A 15,370-nucleotide genomic window follows, 5' to 3' on the forward strand; every position below is an offset into this window, starting at 1 on the left:
GGCGTTTGTCCTTCCACGCAAATCCCGTCGATCAGGCTTGAGCCACCCGTTTGAGCGCAGCCTGCACTTCTTCCGGTTCGAACGAAGCCAGCACATCGGCCACCGGCTTCTCCAACGTCTTCAGGTGCGAGCGCAAGACTTCCTGCTTGACCAGCAGCAATTGACTCGGATGCATCGAAAACTCGGTGAGGCCCATGCCGAGCAATAAGCGCGTCAACGTCGGATCGCCCGCCATCTCGCCGCAGACCGACACAGGCACGCCCGCCCGCTTCGCCTCGCGCAGCGTGAAAGCGATCAGATGCAGCACCGCCGGATGCAGCGGGTCGTACAGATGCGCGACCGAATTGTCCGCGCGGTCGATGGCCAGCGTGTACTGGATCAGATCGTTGGTGCCGATCGACAGAAAATCGAGCCGCTTGAGAAAGAGCGGCAACGCAATCGCGGCAGCCGGAATCTCAATCATCGCGCCGACCTGCACGTTCGAATCGTAGGCCATTCCGGCGTCGTCCAGCTGACGCTTGGCTTCGCGGATCAGATCGAGCGTTTGATCGATCTCCTGCGCGTGCGCGAGCATCGGCACCAGAATCTTTACCTTGCCGAAGGCCGATGCGCGAAGAATCGCGCGCAATTGCGTCAGGAACATCTGCGGCTCGGACAGGCTCCAGCGAATCGCCCTGAGCCCCAAGGCCGGGTTCGACGCGGATTCATAACCATCGCCACCGCTCATCGAATCGAGCGGTTTGTCCGCGCCCACGTCGATCGTACGGATCGTGACCGGCAGACCGTTCATCAACTCGACCGCGCGCCGATAGGCTCCGAACTGTTCCTCCTCTTCGGGCAAGCGGTGCTTGTGATTCATGAACAGGAACTCGGTGCGGAACAGGCCAACGCCGGTCGCGCCAGCGTCGAGCGCCGCGCGTGCGTCGTCCGGCAACTCGATGTTCGCGCACAGTTCGATGCGCGTGCCGCACAGCGTTTGCGTCGGCGAAAATTTCAGGCGCTGCAGCTTGCGCTGCTCGAGCGCTTTTTCGCTCTGCCGATAGGAGTATTCCTCCAGCACGATCGGCGCGGGATCGACGATCACGATGCCATGATCGCCATCGACAATGATCAGGTCGTCCTGGCGAATCAACGCACTAGCGTGCTGCACACCGACCGCCGCCGGAATGCCCAGGCTGCGCGCGACGATAGCCGTATGCGACGTGCGCCCGCCGAGATCCGTGACGAAACCCTGAAACGTTTGCGTTTTGAACTGCATCATGTCGGCCGGCGCGATGTCGTGAGCGACCACGATCATTTCGTCACAAGCGCCGTGCACGCCATCCACCAGCGCGGCCGATGCACCTGCCAGCGCCTTTAAAACGCGCTCCACCACCTGTTCGATGTCGGCTTTGCGTTCGCGCAGATATTCGTCCTCGATATCGTCGAAATGGCGCGACAGCCGTTCGAGCTGTTCCGTCAGCGCCCACTCCACGTTATAGCGACGCGTGCGGATCAGGTCGATGGTTTCCTGAACGAGCATCGCATCGTTCAGGATCATTGAATGAACGTTGATAAAAGCGCCCATTTCACTGGGCGCATCCGCGGCGAGGTCGGCGCGCAATGCGTCGAGTTCCTGATGCACACGTTGCTGGGCCGTGCGAAAGCGTTCGACCTCGCCCTCGATCTGGGCGGGTTCGATCAGATAGTGGTCTACGTCAAGTGCAGCCGGGGCGATCAGATAGGCTCGCCCGATGGCAATACCGCGTGACACGGGAATTCCATGCAGCGTGAAGGACACGCGCACCTCCTCTAGTTGTGTGATGCCGCGGCAAACCGCTGCAATGCTCTCAGACTGTCGTCGCCATTATAAATTCCATGTGCTCTCGCACGTGTGCCAATCCTATGTGCAGCGCAGCACGAAAGACTGGATCGTAAAAGCTCTGCGACGATGCGCGTCAAACTCGTGCTACTCGCTTTGGCATCGATGCATCGCGAGCAAGGTCCGCGCATTGTCACGCGCTAAAAAAAACGCCGCGGACAGCCGCGGCGTTCTCATTCATCGCAATGTCGATCCGCAAGCTTACTGGCCCTCGCCGAATTTATCGGCAATCAGTTTCAACAATGCGTCCATCGCTTCTTTTTCATCGGTGCCTTCGGTTTCAATCAGCACCGTGCTGCCGATACCCGCTGCCAGCATCATCACACCCATGATGCTTTTGGCATTGATACGGCGGCCATTTCGGCTCATCCAGATTTCCGCCTGGTAGTTGCCCGCGAGTTGCGTCAACTTGGCCGACGCGCGCGCGTGCAGCCCCAGCTTGTTCACAATAGTCGTTTCCTGTTGCAGCATGTGATGGTCCGAAGCGCGGGTAAATGTTGTTGTGAGAGATGAAACTGCAAACCAGTTGAAATTCGATTGCAATGCGATCGACTACAGCCCCGCCGGCCCGGTTTTCTGCGCGAGGTCCGCGTCGGCGGGCAACGCGGGCAAACAGTCGCCGGTGACAGTTGCGGCATCGACGGGCGCGGGCGTTGCCGGTCCGATTGCGTGCACGCCCTTTGTCGCGCCGGCGAGCGCTTTGTCCACCAGCGTGTCGAGCGGCGTTGCGCGATAACAGACGGCGCGTACCAGCATGGGCAAATTAACGCCGCAGAGCACGCGCACGTTTGGCACTGAGGCAAGCCGCCCCGCGATGTTCGCCGGCGTGGCGCCGAACATGTCGGTGAGCACGAGCGCGCCGTTCTCTTCCTTCAGACGCTCGATCTCCGACTGTGCGAAGGAAACCATTTGGGCGGGATCGCAGTCCGGCGATACGTCGATCACGCCGATGCGAGCCGGCAAGCCACCATAGATATGCGAAATACAGTCGCGCAACGCGGTGGCGAACGGAGCGTGCGCAATGATCAGAATGCCTGCCATGTCAGCCTTGCTGCAAAAAAACGGCCCCAAACGTGGATCGGAACCAGTCCGATTCACCAGCGCCCTCGACCGGCCGTGGGCCATGAGAGCCGGGAATGCACCATTTCACAAGCGGGCGGCGGCGCGCGCACGACGCCGTTCCGGCGTCCGCAAAAACCGCTCGTCACCCGCTCATTCAAGGGTCGACTATCCATGCTGATGGCTCCGTGCGGAGCCCATCGGTATAAATCGACGCGGAGAGCGGGCATTGTAGCAGGCCCATTTCCGCGCCAAAGGCGGCCTCTCGCTCCATGCGGACCTGCTGCTTAGCCTGCTGCTTAGCCTGATACTCAGTTTGGGGGTCGCGGCTCACATTCAAGGACAGCAGGTCAGCCCGCCGCGCGCTCGAGTGCGTCGATGAACATGGCCGCGACGTCGAAGCCCGTCTGATCCATGATCTCGCGGAAGCACGTCGGGCTCGTCACGTTGACCTCGGTGAGCCAATCGCCGATCGCATCTAGCCCGACGAGTAGCAGACCGCGTGCCGCCAGCACCGGGGCAAGCGTGTCGGCGATCTTGCGATCATGCGCGGTCAGCGGGCGCGCAACGCCGAGGCCGCCCGCAGCGAGATTGCCGCGCACCTCATTGCCTTGAGGAATGCGGGCGAGCGAATACGGCACGGCCTCACCGCCGATCAGCAGAATGCGCTTGTCGCCGTCCTTGATCTCTGGGATGAACTTTTGCGCCATCACCGAACGCGCGCCGTCGTGGCTCAGCATTTCGATGATCGACCCGAGGTTCATGCCGTCCGCTTTTACGCGAAACACGCCCATGCCGCCCATGCCGTCGAGCGGCTTGAGAATCACGTCGCCGTGCTGCTCGTGGAATGCGCGCAAGCGGGTCGGGTCGCGCGTAACCAGTGTGGGCGTGACAAATTCCCCGAATTCGCCGATTGCGAGCTTTTCCGAATGGTCGCGAATCGCCTGCGGCTTGTTGAAGATGCGTGCGCCGGCGCGCTCCGCCAATTCCAGCAGCCACGTGGACGTGACGTATTCCATGTCGAATGGCGGGTCTTTACGCATCACCACCGCGCTAAAGCTTTTCAGCGCGCGTGGCGCCGCGCCTTCAGCCGCGTACCAGACGTCGCGCTGCAGATCACTCACGTCGCCGGTAATCGCAAAGCGCCGCACGTTCGCTTCGACGTCGCCGCCCGTCCACGCCAGATGCTTCGGCTCACACGTGTACAGCGTATGGCCGCGGCGCGCGGCCTCGGCCATCATTGCGTAAGTGGAGTCTTTGTAGATCTTGAACTGCGTGAGCGGGTCAGCGATGAAAAGAATGTCCATGAAGGTCCCGTTGCGCCCTGCTGGGCCTGGCGTTGATCGTAAATGTCGTCGGTGAAAATGGCGCGGGCGGCATGCGCGCCGCCCGCGGCCCGATGTGGCTCGATGCGGTTCAGCTCAATTAGACCTGAATGGCTTCGGGGTCGGTCTTTTCCAGTTCGACCGATGCCGCCAGCAGCCCGAGCCGCGCCACCACACCGTACATGTAGAAGCGGTTCGGCGGCGCCGCGCCGGGCTTCGCGTGTGCATCCGGCAGCGCCGTATGCTCGAAGCCGAGCGGCACGAAGTGCATGCCCGGCGCGTTCAGATTCTGATCGCGCTCGCGGCTGCCGTGCACCCGGTAGAAACCGCCCACCACGTAGCGGTCGATCATATACACGACCGGCTCGGCCACTTCTTCGCCGATGCGCTCGAACGTGTACACGCCTTCCTGCACAATGACGTCGTGCACTTCCAGACCGTCTTTCGTGACCGCCATTTTCGTGCGCTCGCGCTTGGTGAGCGCGGCCACTTCCGACGCGTCGTGCACCGTCATCACGCCCATGCCGTACGTACCCGCGTCCGACTTGATGACGACATACGGTTTTTCGGAGATGCCGTACTCGCGGTACTTCCTGGCGATCTTCTTCAATACGCCGTCGATCGCGTCGGCCAGCGCCTGTTCGCCCGTGCGCTCCTGGAAGTCGACGCCTTCCACATGCGCGAAGTACGGGTTGATCATCCACGGATCGATCTCGACCATCTTCGAGAACTTCTTCGCGACGTCGTCATAGCACGAGAAGTGCGTCGATTTGCGGCGAACGGCCCAGCCCGCATGCAGCGGCGGCAGCAGGTACTGCTCGTGCAGATTTTCAAGCACGGGCGGAATGCCACCGGACAGATCGTTGTTCAGCAAGATCGAGCACGGATCGAAATTCTTCAGGCCAAGGCGCCGTTGCGAACGCTCGAGCGGTTCGAGCACGAGCTTCTGGCCGTCGGACAACGCGATGGTGACGGGCCCGTTGATGCTTTCGTCGAGCGTGCCGAAACGCACGTTCAAGCCGGCCTGGCGCATGATCGCGGCCAAGCGGGCGACATTTTCGAGGTAGAAGGCGTTGCGCGTGTGGCGCTCGGGAATCACGAGCAGATTCTTCGCGTCCGGGCAGATTTTTTCGATGGACGCCATGGCGGCCTGCACGGCAAGCGGCAGCACTTCCTGCGGCAGATTGTTGAAAGCGCCGGGAAACAGATTGGTGTCGACGGGCGCGAGCTTGAAACCCGCGTTGCGCAGGTCGACCGAACAGTAGAAAGGCGGCGTGTGCTCCTGCCACTCGAGCCGGAACCAGCGTTCGATAGCGGGAGTAGCGTCGAGGATCTTCCGCTCAAGATCGAGCAGCGGGCCGTTTAACGCCGTAACTAGGTGCGGAACCATTGATCACTCGCAGACTGGAGAAAAAAGATTGTAGAGCAAATGCTTTGCCCATTTGGGGACGCTTTCTCCATTCGCAAGCTAGCCGGAATGCATTGTCTCTATCGCCATGATAGGCAGGAAAAAGAACTGTTAACAAGATGGCCAGCAAGAAAAAAGCCCGCCATAAAGGCGGGCCAAATCGCTGCGCTTGTTGTTGCGTGTTCGGGCGTGTTCGTGCTTGTTGGTGCTGATCGAGCCCGGGAGCGCGGGCTCGCCAGACGTTTTCCTGCTTTATTCGACGTGTTCGCCGTGCAGGCTCACGTCCAGGCCTTCGCGTTCTTCCTCTTCCGTTACGCGGATGCCCATCGTCATGTCGATGATCTTCAGCAGGATGAAGCTCACCACGCCGCTGTAGACTAGCGTCGTCAGCACGCCCTTGGCTTGCAGCAGGACGCTGCCGTCGAAGCCGCCGATGTCCTTGACCGCGAACACGCCCGTCAGAAGCGCACCCACGATGCCGCCGACGCAATGCACACCGAACGCGTCGAGCGAGTCGTCGTAACCGAGCTTGTGCTTGAGCCACGTTGCCGACCAGAAGCAGACCACGCCGGCCACGATACCGATCACCAGCGAGCCGAGCGTACCGACGAAGCCCGAAGCCGGCGTAATCGCCACCAGACCCGCCACTGCGCCGGACACAATACCGAGCACGGACGGCTTACCCTTCGCCGCCCATTCGGCGAACATCCAGGCGAGTGCCGCGGCAGCCGTTGCCACTTGTGTTGCGAACATCGCGAAGCCGGCACGGCCGTCTGCCGCAACTGCCGAACCCGCGTTGAAGCCGAACCAGCCCACCCACAGCATCGCGCCGCCGATCAGCGTCAGCGTCAGGTTGTGCGGAGCCATCACTTCCTTGCCGTAGCCGACGCGCTTGCCGAGCACCAGGCAGCAGACCAGACCCGCGATACCGGCGTTGATGTGCACCACCGTGCCGCCCGCGAAGTCGAGAATGCCCGCGCTGGCCAGCCAGCCGGTCGGTTCCCAGACCATGTGCGCGATCGGCGAGTAGACGATGATCGACCAGAGCGTCATGAACACGAGCATTGCCGAGAACTTCATACGGTCGGCAAACGCGCCGGTGATCAGCGCCGGCGTGATGATCGCAAACGTCATCTGATAGACGAAGTAGACCGTTTCCGGGATCGTCGGGGCCAGGTGGCTGACGGTCAGCGTCGTGGCCTTGTCGCCCTTGATGTAGTTCATGCCCGCCATGAAGACGCGCGAGAAGCCGCCGATGAACGAGCCGCCAGGCGTGAACGCGATGCTGTAGCCCACCACCGTCCAGATGATCGTCACGAGGCAGGTGATCGCGAAGCTTTGCATCAGCGTCGCGAGAACGTTCTTTTTGCGCACCATGCCGCCGTAGAACAGCGCGAGACCCGGGATCGTCATGAACAGCACGAGCGCGGTGGAGGTCAGCATCCAGGCGGTGTCGCCCGAATTGATCTTCGATGAATCGACCGAGAACGGCGCGGTCGGTGCGGCCGGCGCGGCCTCCGATGCTGCCGGTGCGGCTGCCGCGGCGCTCGCTGCGGGTGCAGCCGATGCGTCAGCGGCGGGTGCCGAAGCTGGGGCGGCGGCCGAAGCCTCCGGTGCCGGCGCGCTTGCGGCCGTATCGGAAGCAGCGGCCGAGGCGGCTGCGGGGGCGGAAGCGTCGTCCGCGAGGGCGGCGCCGATACCGCCCGCGAGCAGCGAACCGGCCATCAGCAAGGACATCAATAATTTGCGCATCTTTCGTTTCCTCTTGTCGCTATCTGTGTCGCTATCTTTTGGTATTACAGAGCGTCCGCGCCGGTTTCCCCGGTGCGAATCCGGATCACCTGCTCAATTGGCGTGACGAAAATCTTGCCGTCGCCGATCTTGCCGGTGCGCGCCGCGCGTTCGAGCGCCTCGATCGCCTGGTCGACGATGTCGTCCGAGACAGCCGCCTCGATCTTCACCTTCGGCAGAAAATCGACGACGTATTCAGCGCCGCGATACAGCTCCGTATGGCCCTTCTGACGGCCGAAGCCCTTGACCTCGGTTACCGTGATGCCCGAGACGCCGATCGCCGACAAGGCTTCGCGCGCCTCATCGAGCTTGAACGGCTTGATGATTGCGGTGATGAGTTTCATGAAATCCCTCGCTTAGTTGCGTAACCCGTTGCGTATCCGTAACCCGTTTGTAACCCGTTTGCGTCAACCTGGTTGGTACCTGTAACCCTTCCGCATGGTCTCGTTGCACTGCCCGAAAAAGGCGCCGGCAGTGCGCGCGGGGCAGTAACAGCAACTCGCATGCCATGTTGTGTCAGACTGCGTCCAGGCGGGCCTCGCGAAGAGCGCAACCGCCCTTGTCCGGATGGCCAACGTTGGCTCGCGCAGTGGCGTGGCGCAGGGATCGTTGCTAGAGTGTCCGCAGGATGTGAACGCCGCGGCGCGCACCAAAGGGGCTCATGCCGCGCAGGGCGGCCCCGCGGTACGCACCAATACGGCGCATCGCCCGACGCCAGGCACAGACGTAACGAAACGCGCACAATTTTTGTGCACCAAGGGGAACACCATGAAACAACCGAACGATGTTTTTAACGACATTCAGGCCCGCATGAGCGAGCTGTTCAAAAACTCGCCGGCCAAAGACGTCGAACGCAATATGAAAGCCATGCTGTCGCAAGGCTTCTCAAGGCTCGATCTGGTCACGCGCGAGGAATTCGATACCCAGACGCAAGTGCTGGTGCGCACTCGCGCCCGGCTGGAAGAGCTGGAGCGCCGCGTCGCCGAGCTCGAGCAGAAGCTGCCCGTCACAAGCCAAACCTCCTGACGCTTCTGCTCGCAGCAGGAGCTGCGTAGAGCTGCACATCACAGGCAAGCGAGCCGTGACGTCATCAGCGTATTAGGGGATTCGAGCGCGCCCCCGGCGCGCCGTCCGACGGGAGAAAACATGTCGCTTGCCGTGGTGCGCAGTCGCGCGCCGGCCTCTGGCCGCGCGCCAGAAGTAACCGTCGAGGTTCACCTCGCCAACGGATTACCCTCTTTTTCGATCGTCGGGCTTCCTGATCTGGAAGTCCGCGAAAGCCGCGAGCGCGTACGCGCGGCGCTGCAAAACTGCGGCTTCGATTTTCCCGTGCGGCGCATCACTGTCAATCTCGCTCCGGCCGATTTGCCGAAGGAATCCGGCCGCTTCGATCTGCCGATCGCCTTGGGCATTCTCGCGTCGAGCGGCCAGATTCCAGCGGAGTCCCTGCTCAATCGCGAATTCGCAGGCGAACTTTCGCTGACCGGCGCGCTGCGTCCGATGCGCGGCGCTTTCGCGATGGCCTGCGGCACGGCGCGCAGCGCGGCAGCGTATGAGACACCCGTGGAATGCGCGACCGAGCAACCGCCGTCACATCGCAATCCGCAGCTTTACCTTCCCGCCGCGAGCGCAGCGGAAGCGGCGCTTGTGCCCGGTGTGGATGTGTATGGCGCGAGCGATCTGCCGTCGCTATGCGCGCATCTCGCCGAAGCGCCCGACGCCCGCCTCTATCCAGTCGCCGCGCCCGATCTCGCCGACGTCACGCCCGTCGCTGTGCCCGACATGGGCGATGTCATCGGCCAACGGGGTGCTCGTCGCGCACTGGAAGTCGCCGCGGCCGGCGGGCACCATGTCCTGCTGATCGGGCCGCCCGGCGCCGGCAAGTCAATGCTGGCCGCCCGTTTGCCAGGCCTGCTGCCTTCCATGACCGACGACGAAGCGCTCAGTTCGGCCGCGTTGCTGTCCGCGAGCCGGACGGGTTTCACGCCGGCGCAATGGCGCCAGCGGCCATTTCGGGCGCCGCATCATTCGTCGAGCGCGGCCGCGCTGGTCGGCGGGCGCAATCCGCCGCAACCGGGCGAGATCACGCTGGCTCACTTAGGCGTACTGTTCCTCGACGAGCTTCCCGAGTTCGACCGCGCCGTGCTCGAGACCCTGCGCGAGCCGTTGGAAGCGGGCCGCATCACGATCTCGCGCGCCGCGCTGCAAGCCGATTTTCCCGCTGCCTGCCAGTTGATCGCGGCGATGAACCCGTGTCCATGCGGATGGCGGGGCGATCCCAACGGACGTTGCCGCTGCACGCCGGAGATTGCGGCCCGCTATCTGCGCAAATTGTCGGGTCCGCTGCTCGATCGCATCGACATTCAACTTGAAGTGCCGGCGCTCACGTCGGCGGAATTGTCAGCGAGGTCGAAGGTTGCCGGCGAGACGAGCGCGGTCATCGCGTCCCGCGTGAATGCCGCGCGCGAGCGGCAATTGGCCCGGCAAGGCAAAACCAACCGGGAGTTGAGCGGGAAAGAGGTCGACGAGGTCTGCCGTCCCGACGCCGCGGGCGAAGCCCTGCTACGCGAGGCGGGTGAACGCTTCGGCTGGTCGGCACGCGCCTACTACCGGGTCCTGAAGGTGGCACGAACCATCGCGGACCTCGCGGGCGCCAGCATGCCGAGCGCCGCGCAGGTCGGCGAGGCAATCCAGTATCGGCGCGCTTTTGGCTCTCGGTAAGGAGAAAAATATGCTGTCAAGACTTGACTTATGCACACGTGCGCGTTCCAGACAGATTTAGAAACATCTGAAAGGCAAACCGTAAGGCGCATCGTGAGGGCCTTGATTTAAAACATTTTTTTATTCCCCCCAGCACCAGCGCCGACTGACAGAATGCCCGCAGGACGGGCATCTGCGCCAGAAAACGCGCAGTTCTCAACAGAGTTATCCACAGGAAGCAGACGCAAGCATAAAACGTCAACGTAAACCGCGAATTAGCTCATGAAGCTACGAAGGAACTTTCACTGCGTGTGCGGCTCCGCGCAGATCCGGAACCGGCCAAAACTACCGTTTTCAGTACAACTGGAACGACGAAAAAAACTGGTCGACCTGTTCCTGCTGTAGCGGCTTCGAAGCAATGATCGCCGCCTGATACGCATGCCGCCCTCGCGCCACTAGCCGCGCATACACAGTGCGCGCCTCATGATCTGACCCGGCTCGTCCGCTCAGTTTCATTTCCAGACCCAACACCTTGCCGCCGGCTGCGAGCGGAATCTGCACGGCGTGCGCGTCGGGGGCCGCGCCGACGTTCCGGGCAAGGCCGCTGCGCAGAAAGTCGAGCGCCTTGCGTTGCGTGGCGTCGTTCTCGTCCGGCAGCACGACCGTACCGACCGCGAACACGGCGTCGCCGGCTTCGGCCATCTGCATGGACATCTGCATGGGCGTGCCGTCGATCTGAACCGCCCGCTCGTCGTTGCGAGGCTTCGCCGGCAGATCGACGGTGTAGCCATTGTCGTTGTTCATGATGGTGCGCCAGTCAAACGTGGGCGAGCAGCCGCTCAGCGCGGCGCCAATAGCGAGTGCACAAGCCGCCGCGCGAATGGCTGAACGCGTGCGCCGCCGGCGGGACGCAGTGTCGCCCGCGCAATTGCGAGGTGAATAGAGACCGAAGGAAAGACACGAGGGATGTCGAGTGAACTGTAGAACAACGCGAAAAACTGTCTGGAGCATGGCAACGAGGCGCCGGATGACGTCAAGGTAAAACGCCATTATCCGCTGCCAGCCAACGGACTGCCCGCGGATGGACGCTCGCTGCCGCCTCGCCGGAATAGGGCTACAATAAGCAGGCCAAGCTGCGCCGGGCGCACAGCCCGAGCCGACGCACTGTTCCGCGCCGTTGCGCGACTCTCGAGGTTCCGTTCATGAGCACCACCACGTCCACCGCTGTCGCGCGCGCGAACCCGCTTCGCTACCTGATCATCGCCGCTGTGGCGATTGCGATCGGCGTCGCCGGCTATTTCGCTTTTGCCGGCCAGCAGCGCGTGCCCGACGCAACGTTCACGCTGCTCTCCGGCCAGAAGGTCACCACCGCCGATCTGAAAGGCAAGGTCTATCTCGTCAACTTCTGGGCGACGAGCTGCGACACCTGCATGAAGGAAATGCCGCAGATGGTCCAGACCTATAACCGCTTCAAAGGCAAAGGGCTTGAATTCGTCGCGGTGGCAATGAGCTACGACGCACCCATGTACGTGACCAACTACACGCAAACGCGCCAGTTGCCGTTCAAGGTCGCGATGGACGACGGCTCGGCTGCGAAGCAGTTCGGCAACGTCCAGCTCACACCGACCACCTTCCTGGTCGACAAGGACGGCAAAATTCTGAAGCGCTATGTCGGCGAGCCGCAGTTCGCTGAACTCGACCAGTTGCTGGAAAAGGCGCTAAACGCCGCTTGAGCGTAACGGCACCGCACGCGCGACCAAGCCCGAGCGAAACGGGCCGAAAGCTCGATCGAAAGCGCCGGCATTGCCGGCGTTTCTTGTTTCACTTCTCCCCTTCACCTTTGGCGGCCAGGCCATATCGCTTGATCTTCTCGTAAAGCGTGGCCTTGCCGAGTTGCAGCTTGTCCGCTGCGACGGCGACCGCGCCGCCGCTTTGCTCCAACGCCTCCGAGATCACCGCCCGCTCGAATTGCTCGACGCGTTCCTTGAGCGGCTGCGTCGGCGCGCCTTCGTCGCCGAAAGACATGACGGGATCCTCGGCGACGCCGAGCACGAAACGGTCCGCCGCATTGCGCAGTTCCCGCACGTTGCCCGGCCAATCGCGCTGCATCAGGCTCGCCCGCTGACGGTCGGTGAGAATCGGCGCGGGGCGCTGATAACGCACCGCCGCGTCCAGCAGAAAATGTTCGAAGAGCGGCACAATGTCCTCACGACGCTCGCCGAGCGGCGGCAGCGCGATCGTCACCACATTCAGCCGGTACAACAGGTCGCGACGGAACGAGCCGTCCGCGACATGTTCCGCCATGTCGCCTTTCGCCGCCGCGACCACGCGGCAATTCACGCGAATCGGCTGATTCGAGCCGAGGCGTTCGAGCACGCCGTCTTGCAGCACACGCAAAAGCTTGACCTGCAAGGCGAGCGGCATGCTTTCGATTTCGTCGAGAAACAACGTGCCGCCCGACGCGTGCTCGAGCTTGCCGATCCGGCGTTTGGCCGCGCCGGTGAACGCACCCGGCTCGTAGCCGAACATCTCGGACTCGAACATCGGCTCGGGCAACGCGCCGCAGTTCACCGCGATAAACGGCTTGTCACGGCGCGGCGACAACTCATGCAGACTGCGCGCGATCAATTCTTTGCCGGCGCCGGTGTCACCGTTGATCAGCACGGACGCGTCGGTCGGCGCGACATTCGCAATGAGACGCCGCACCTGTTCGATCGCCGGACTGCGGCCGATGATCCGCGGCGCGACCGTGTTTTGCCCAGCCAGCTCACGGCGCAGCGCGAGGTTTTCGAGCACGAGCTTGCGCCGCTCCAATGCGCGCCGCACGGTTTCGATCAGACGCTCCGAAGCAAACGGCTTTTCGATGAAGTCATATGCGCCGTCGCGCATCGCCTGCACCGCCATCGAAATATCGCCGTGACCGGTGACGAGAATCACCGGCACATCGGGCGCCCGTTCGTGGCACTGCGCGAGTAGATCGAGACCGCTTGCGCCGGGCAGCCGGATATCGCTGACGATGACGCCGGAAAAGTCCGCGCTGATCGACTTCGCCGCGGATTCCGCCGACGCATGGCCGATCACGTTAAAACCGGCCAGTTGCAAACTCTGAACGCTGGCGCGCCGCACGAGTTCGTCGTCTTCGATGTACAGCACTTGCAAGCCGTCGTTCAGCATGTTGTTCTCATCGATTCAGGAGCCCGTGGTGAGCGGGTCCGCAGTGTGACTCGTCTGCACGCGTGCGCGGCGCAGCGTCAACACAAATAATGCACCGCCTTCCGGCAAGTCGGTCCCGTTCGGCCCGTTCGACACGTTCCGCGCCACCAGCGTGCCGCCGCAATCGCGCGCGATCGACGACGAAATCGCCAGCCCGAGACCGAGCCCCTGACCCATCTCCTTCGTGGTGAAGAACGGTTCGAAAAGGCGCGGCAAGACGTCTTCGGGAATGCCGGGACCATTGTCGCTGACCGCGAACGACAGGCTCTCCGCGGCAACCTCGATCTGCACCGAAATGCGCGGCGGGCTCATGCCGGCAGTCGCATCGAGCGCATTGCCGAGCAGGTTGATCAGCACCTGTTCAAGGCGCAGGTCGTCGCAATGAGCGATCAGCTCGGGATGATCGTCGGCGAGATCCAGCGGCTCGCGCACGCCGCTGTCCACATCGAACACGGCGAGTTCGAGTTCGACGCCCTGCAAACGCTTTTGCAACAGCGCGACGGCATTGCGCAGCGCCCGCACGACGGGCGCACGGGCGCTGCGCGGCCGCGCGCGTCCGACGAACAGCTTTAGTTGATTGGTGATCTTGCCCATGCGCTCGGTGAGCGCCGCAATCGCTTCGAGATTTTCTCGCGCCGATGCCTGGTCACCGCGCTCCAGCAACACGCGCGTGTTGTCCGAAAAGCCCCGCAATGCGGCGAGCGGCTGATTCAACTCATGCGTGATGCCAGCCGCCATCTGACCGAGCGCCGCGAGCTTGCTCGCCTGGATCAGCTCGTCGTGCGCGGCGCGCAATTCCTGCTCGGCGCGCGTGCGTTCGGCGACTTCCTTCTGCAATTGCTCGTTCGCTTGCGACAGGTCGGCGGTGCGCTCCGCAACGCGCTGGTTCAGCTCAGCGTACGCCTTTTGCAGTAGCGACCGGCTGCGCATCACCTCGCGCACGCGCGCACGGCGCATTCGCCAGTAGAACGCAAGCAACACGAGCGACACATAACCGAACCCCGTGACGATGGTCGCGTTGCGCGCGTCGGCATCCACGGGACTGACGGGCGCCATCGTGATCAGATGCCAGTCCGGTTCGCCCATGCCGCGACGCGATGCGAGATAGCGCGGCGCATAGCGCCCGCCGCCGATGCGCACGATTTGCGCGTTGCCTTCGAGCGTGCGCTCGATCGTCACCGGCAGCGGCGCAATCGGCTGCTGCGCATATTGCCGCGCCTGATAGATGGAATCGGCGACCTGGCCCGATAACGGCCGTATCGTGTGATATTTCCACGCCGGCACGGAAGACAGAAAGATCACGCCGTGGTCGTCGGTGACGAGCAGCGGCTCGTATGCATCAGCGCCCTGGAACCATTCGAGATCGAGTTTGACGACGGCCACGCCGACGATCTTGCCTTCGCGGCGCACCGGCTGCGAGATGTAGTAGCCCGGCGCCTGCGAAATCGTGCCGATGCCGAAGAAGCGGCCCACGCCGCCTTTGATTGCATCGACGAAATACGGCCGGAACTGATAGCCTGCGCCGATGAAGCTGCCCGGCCCGTGCCAGTTGCTTGCGGCTACGCAATAGCCGTCGAGCGGAATGATGTAGGTGACCGTCGCGCGCGCGTGGCGGTTCAGGTCTTCGAGGTAGAGATTGGCACGCTCGACATTGGCGGGCGACGGATCGACCAGCACGTCCTGCACGATCGGATGTTCCGCGAGCAGATATGGCAGCGATTCATAGCGCTCGAGCGTGCTCTTGAGCGAACTGGCAGTGCGGTCGACGCGCCCCGCGGCATTGCGCCGCAAACTGTCGATTCCGCTTTGCCACGCGATGCTATAGGTGAGCCCGCACGCCGCAACGAGCCCGGCGACGAGCGCGAAGAGGATCAGCAGGCGGCGCGTCACGTTGGCAATATCCGGTCGGTTGTGATCGGATATTGTGGCATAAGGCGAAGCGCCGTCGGCGTGAGCTTCCTCGGCCGACGGCGCTTCAGTTGGGCGGGCGATCACCGGTTGCATGTGCTGGTG

The 15,370-nt window shown here is 62.9% G+C and carries 13 protein-coding genes; 3 read left to right on the forward strand and 10 right to left on the reverse strand.

Features of this window, described 5'->3' with window-relative positions:
- Positions 1-31 precede the first annotated feature (31 nt).
- The 7 genes from ptsP to C0Z16_RS10430 all read right to left on the reverse strand — a co-directional run bounded on the left by ptsP (position 32) and on the right by C0Z16_RS10430 (position 7,788).
- On the reverse strand, positions 32-1,780 hold the full coding sequence (gene ptsP / locus C0Z16_RS10400) for a phosphoenolpyruvate--protein phosphotransferase (protein WP_102632068.1): 1,749 nt from the start codon (positions 1,778-1,780) through the stop codon (positions 32-34).
- Between the two features lie 282 nt (positions 1,781-2,062).
- Positions 2,063-2,332, reverse strand: coding sequence for an HPr family phosphocarrier protein (locus C0Z16_RS10405; protein WP_054035732.1), 270 nt, complete (start codon positions 2,330-2,332; stop codon positions 2,063-2,065).
- 81 nt (positions 2,333-2,413) lie between these two features.
- Positions 2,414-2,902: a PTS sugar transporter subunit IIA gene (locus C0Z16_RS10410; RefSeq protein WP_102632069.1), complete on the reverse strand. Its 489-nt coding sequence runs from the start codon at positions 2,900-2,902 to the stop codon at positions 2,414-2,416.
- A 368-nt stretch (positions 2,903-3,270) separates the two neighbouring features.
- Entirely contained in the window at positions 3,271-4,227 is a 957-nt protein-coding gene (gene gshB, locus C0Z16_RS10415; protein ID WP_102632070.1) for a glutathione synthase, read from the reverse strand.
- A gap of 118 nt (positions 4,228-4,345) precedes the next feature.
- The gene (gshA, locus tag C0Z16_RS10420; protein WP_102632071.1) at positions 4,346-5,635 is read right to left on the reverse strand and encodes a glutamate--cysteine ligase; all 1,290 of its coding nucleotides are present in this window, start codon (positions 5,633-5,635) and stop codon (positions 4,346-4,348) included.
- A gap of 270 nt (positions 5,636-5,905) precedes the next feature.
- On the reverse strand, positions 5,906-7,405 hold the full coding sequence (locus tag C0Z16_RS10425) for an ammonium transporter (RefSeq protein WP_102632072.1): 1,500 nt from the start codon (positions 7,403-7,405) through the stop codon (positions 5,906-5,908).
- A 44-nt stretch (positions 7,406-7,449) separates the two neighbouring features.
- Positions 7,450-7,788 (reverse strand): P-II family nitrogen regulator, encoded by a 339-nt coding sequence (locus C0Z16_RS10430; protein WP_006048089.1) that lies wholly within the window; start codon positions 7,786-7,788, stop codon positions 7,450-7,452.
- Positions 7,789-8,212: 424 nt separating this feature from the next.
- Here C0Z16_RS10430 and C0Z16_RS10435 point away from each other — a divergent pair, with 424 nt between their 5' ends.
- Positions 8,213-8,470, forward strand: coding sequence for an accessory factor UbiK family protein (locus tag C0Z16_RS10435; protein ID WP_102632288.1), 258 nt, complete (start codon positions 8,213-8,215; stop codon positions 8,468-8,470).
- A 120-nt stretch (positions 8,471-8,590) separates the two neighbouring features.
- Positions 8,591-10,165 (forward strand): YifB family Mg chelatase-like AAA ATPase, encoded by a 1,575-nt coding sequence (locus C0Z16_RS10440; RefSeq protein ID WP_102632073.1) that lies wholly within the window; start codon positions 8,591-8,593, stop codon positions 10,163-10,165.
- A 333-nt stretch (positions 10,166-10,498) separates the two neighbouring features.
- Here the strand turns inward: C0Z16_RS10440 and C0Z16_RS38130 are convergent, their stop codons facing one another.
- Positions 10,499-11,155 (reverse strand): hypothetical protein, encoded by a 657-nt coding sequence (locus C0Z16_RS38130; RefSeq protein ID WP_407070663.1) that lies wholly within the window; start codon positions 11,153-11,155, stop codon positions 10,499-10,501.
- 191 nt (positions 11,156-11,346) lie between these two features.
- Here C0Z16_RS38130 and C0Z16_RS10450 point away from each other — a divergent pair, with 191 nt between their 5' ends.
- Positions 11,347-11,877 carry a TlpA disulfide reductase family protein gene (locus C0Z16_RS10450; protein WP_102632074.1) on the forward strand — a complete coding sequence of 177 codons (531 nt, stop codon included), beginning with the start codon at positions 11,347-11,349 and terminating at the stop codon, positions 11,875-11,877.
- A gap of 88 nt (positions 11,878-11,965) precedes the next feature.
- Here C0Z16_RS10450 and C0Z16_RS10455 read toward each other — a convergent pair whose 3' ends face one another.
- The gene (locus C0Z16_RS10455; RefSeq protein ID WP_175130646.1) at positions 11,966-13,318 is read right to left on the reverse strand and encodes a sigma-54-dependent transcriptional regulator; all 1,353 of its coding nucleotides are present in this window, start codon (positions 13,316-13,318) and stop codon (positions 11,966-11,968) included.
- Between the two features lie 15 nt (positions 13,319-13,333).
- The gene (locus C0Z16_RS10460) at positions 13,334-15,361 is read right to left on the reverse strand and encodes a sensor histidine kinase (RefSeq protein ID WP_102632075.1); all 2,028 of its coding nucleotides are present in this window, start codon (positions 15,359-15,361) and stop codon (positions 13,334-13,336) included.
- Positions 15,362-15,370: the final 9 nt, after the last annotated feature.

The sequence above is a fragment of the Paraburkholderia rhynchosiae genome, assembly GCF_002879865.1.
In the GTDB taxonomy this organism is placed as follows: Bacteria; Pseudomonadota; Gammaproteobacteria; order Burkholderiales; family Burkholderiaceae; genus Paraburkholderia; species Paraburkholderia rhynchosiae.

Bases quoted from the DNA above. Each gene is read 5' to 3' on its own strand.
- C0Z16_RS38130 (WP_407070663.1), bottom strand. From the start codon at position 11,155: ATGCTCCAGACAGTTTTTCGCGTTGTTCTACAGTTCACTCGACATCCC.
- C0Z16_RS10405 (WP_054035732.1), bottom strand. From the start codon at position 2,332: ATGCTGCAACAGGAAACGACTATTGTGAACAAGCTGGGGCTGCACGCG.
- gshA (WP_102632071.1), bottom strand. From the start codon at position 5,635: ATGGTTCCGCACCTAGTTACGGCGTTAAACGGCCCGCTGCTCGATCTT.
- C0Z16_RS10430 (WP_006048089.1), bottom strand. From the start codon at position 7,788: ATGAAACTCATCACCGCAATCATCAAGCCGTTCAAGCTCGATGAGGCG.
- C0Z16_RS10410 (WP_102632069.1), bottom strand. From the start codon at position 2,902: ATGGCAGGCATTCTGATCATTGCGCACGCTCCGTTCGCCACCGCGTTG.
- C0Z16_RS10435 (WP_102632288.1), top strand. From the start codon at position 8,213: ATGAAACAACCGAACGATGTTTTTAACGACATTCAGGCCCGCATGAGC.
- C0Z16_RS10455 (WP_175130646.1), bottom strand. From the start codon at position 13,318: ATGCTGAACGACGGCTTGCAAGTGCTGTACATCGAAGACGACGAACTC.
- C0Z16_RS10450 (WP_102632074.1), top strand. From the start codon at position 11,347: ATGAGCACCACCACGTCCACCGCTGTCGCGCGCGCGAACCCGCTTCGC.
- C0Z16_RS10440 (WP_102632073.1), top strand. From the start codon at position 8,591: ATGTCGCTTGCCGTGGTGCGCAGTCGCGCGCCGGCCTCTGGCCGCGCG.
- C0Z16_RS10425 (WP_102632072.1), bottom strand. From the start codon at position 7,405: ATGCGCAAATTATTGATGTCCTTGCTGATGGCCGGTTCGCTGCTCGCG.
- gshB (WP_102632070.1), bottom strand. From the start codon at position 4,227: ATGGACATTCTTTTCATCGCTGACCCGCTCACGCAGTTCAAGATCTAC.
- C0Z16_RS10460 (WP_102632075.1), bottom strand. From the start codon at position 15,361: ATGCAACCGGTGATCGCCCGCCCAACTGAAGCGCCGTCGGCCGAGGAA.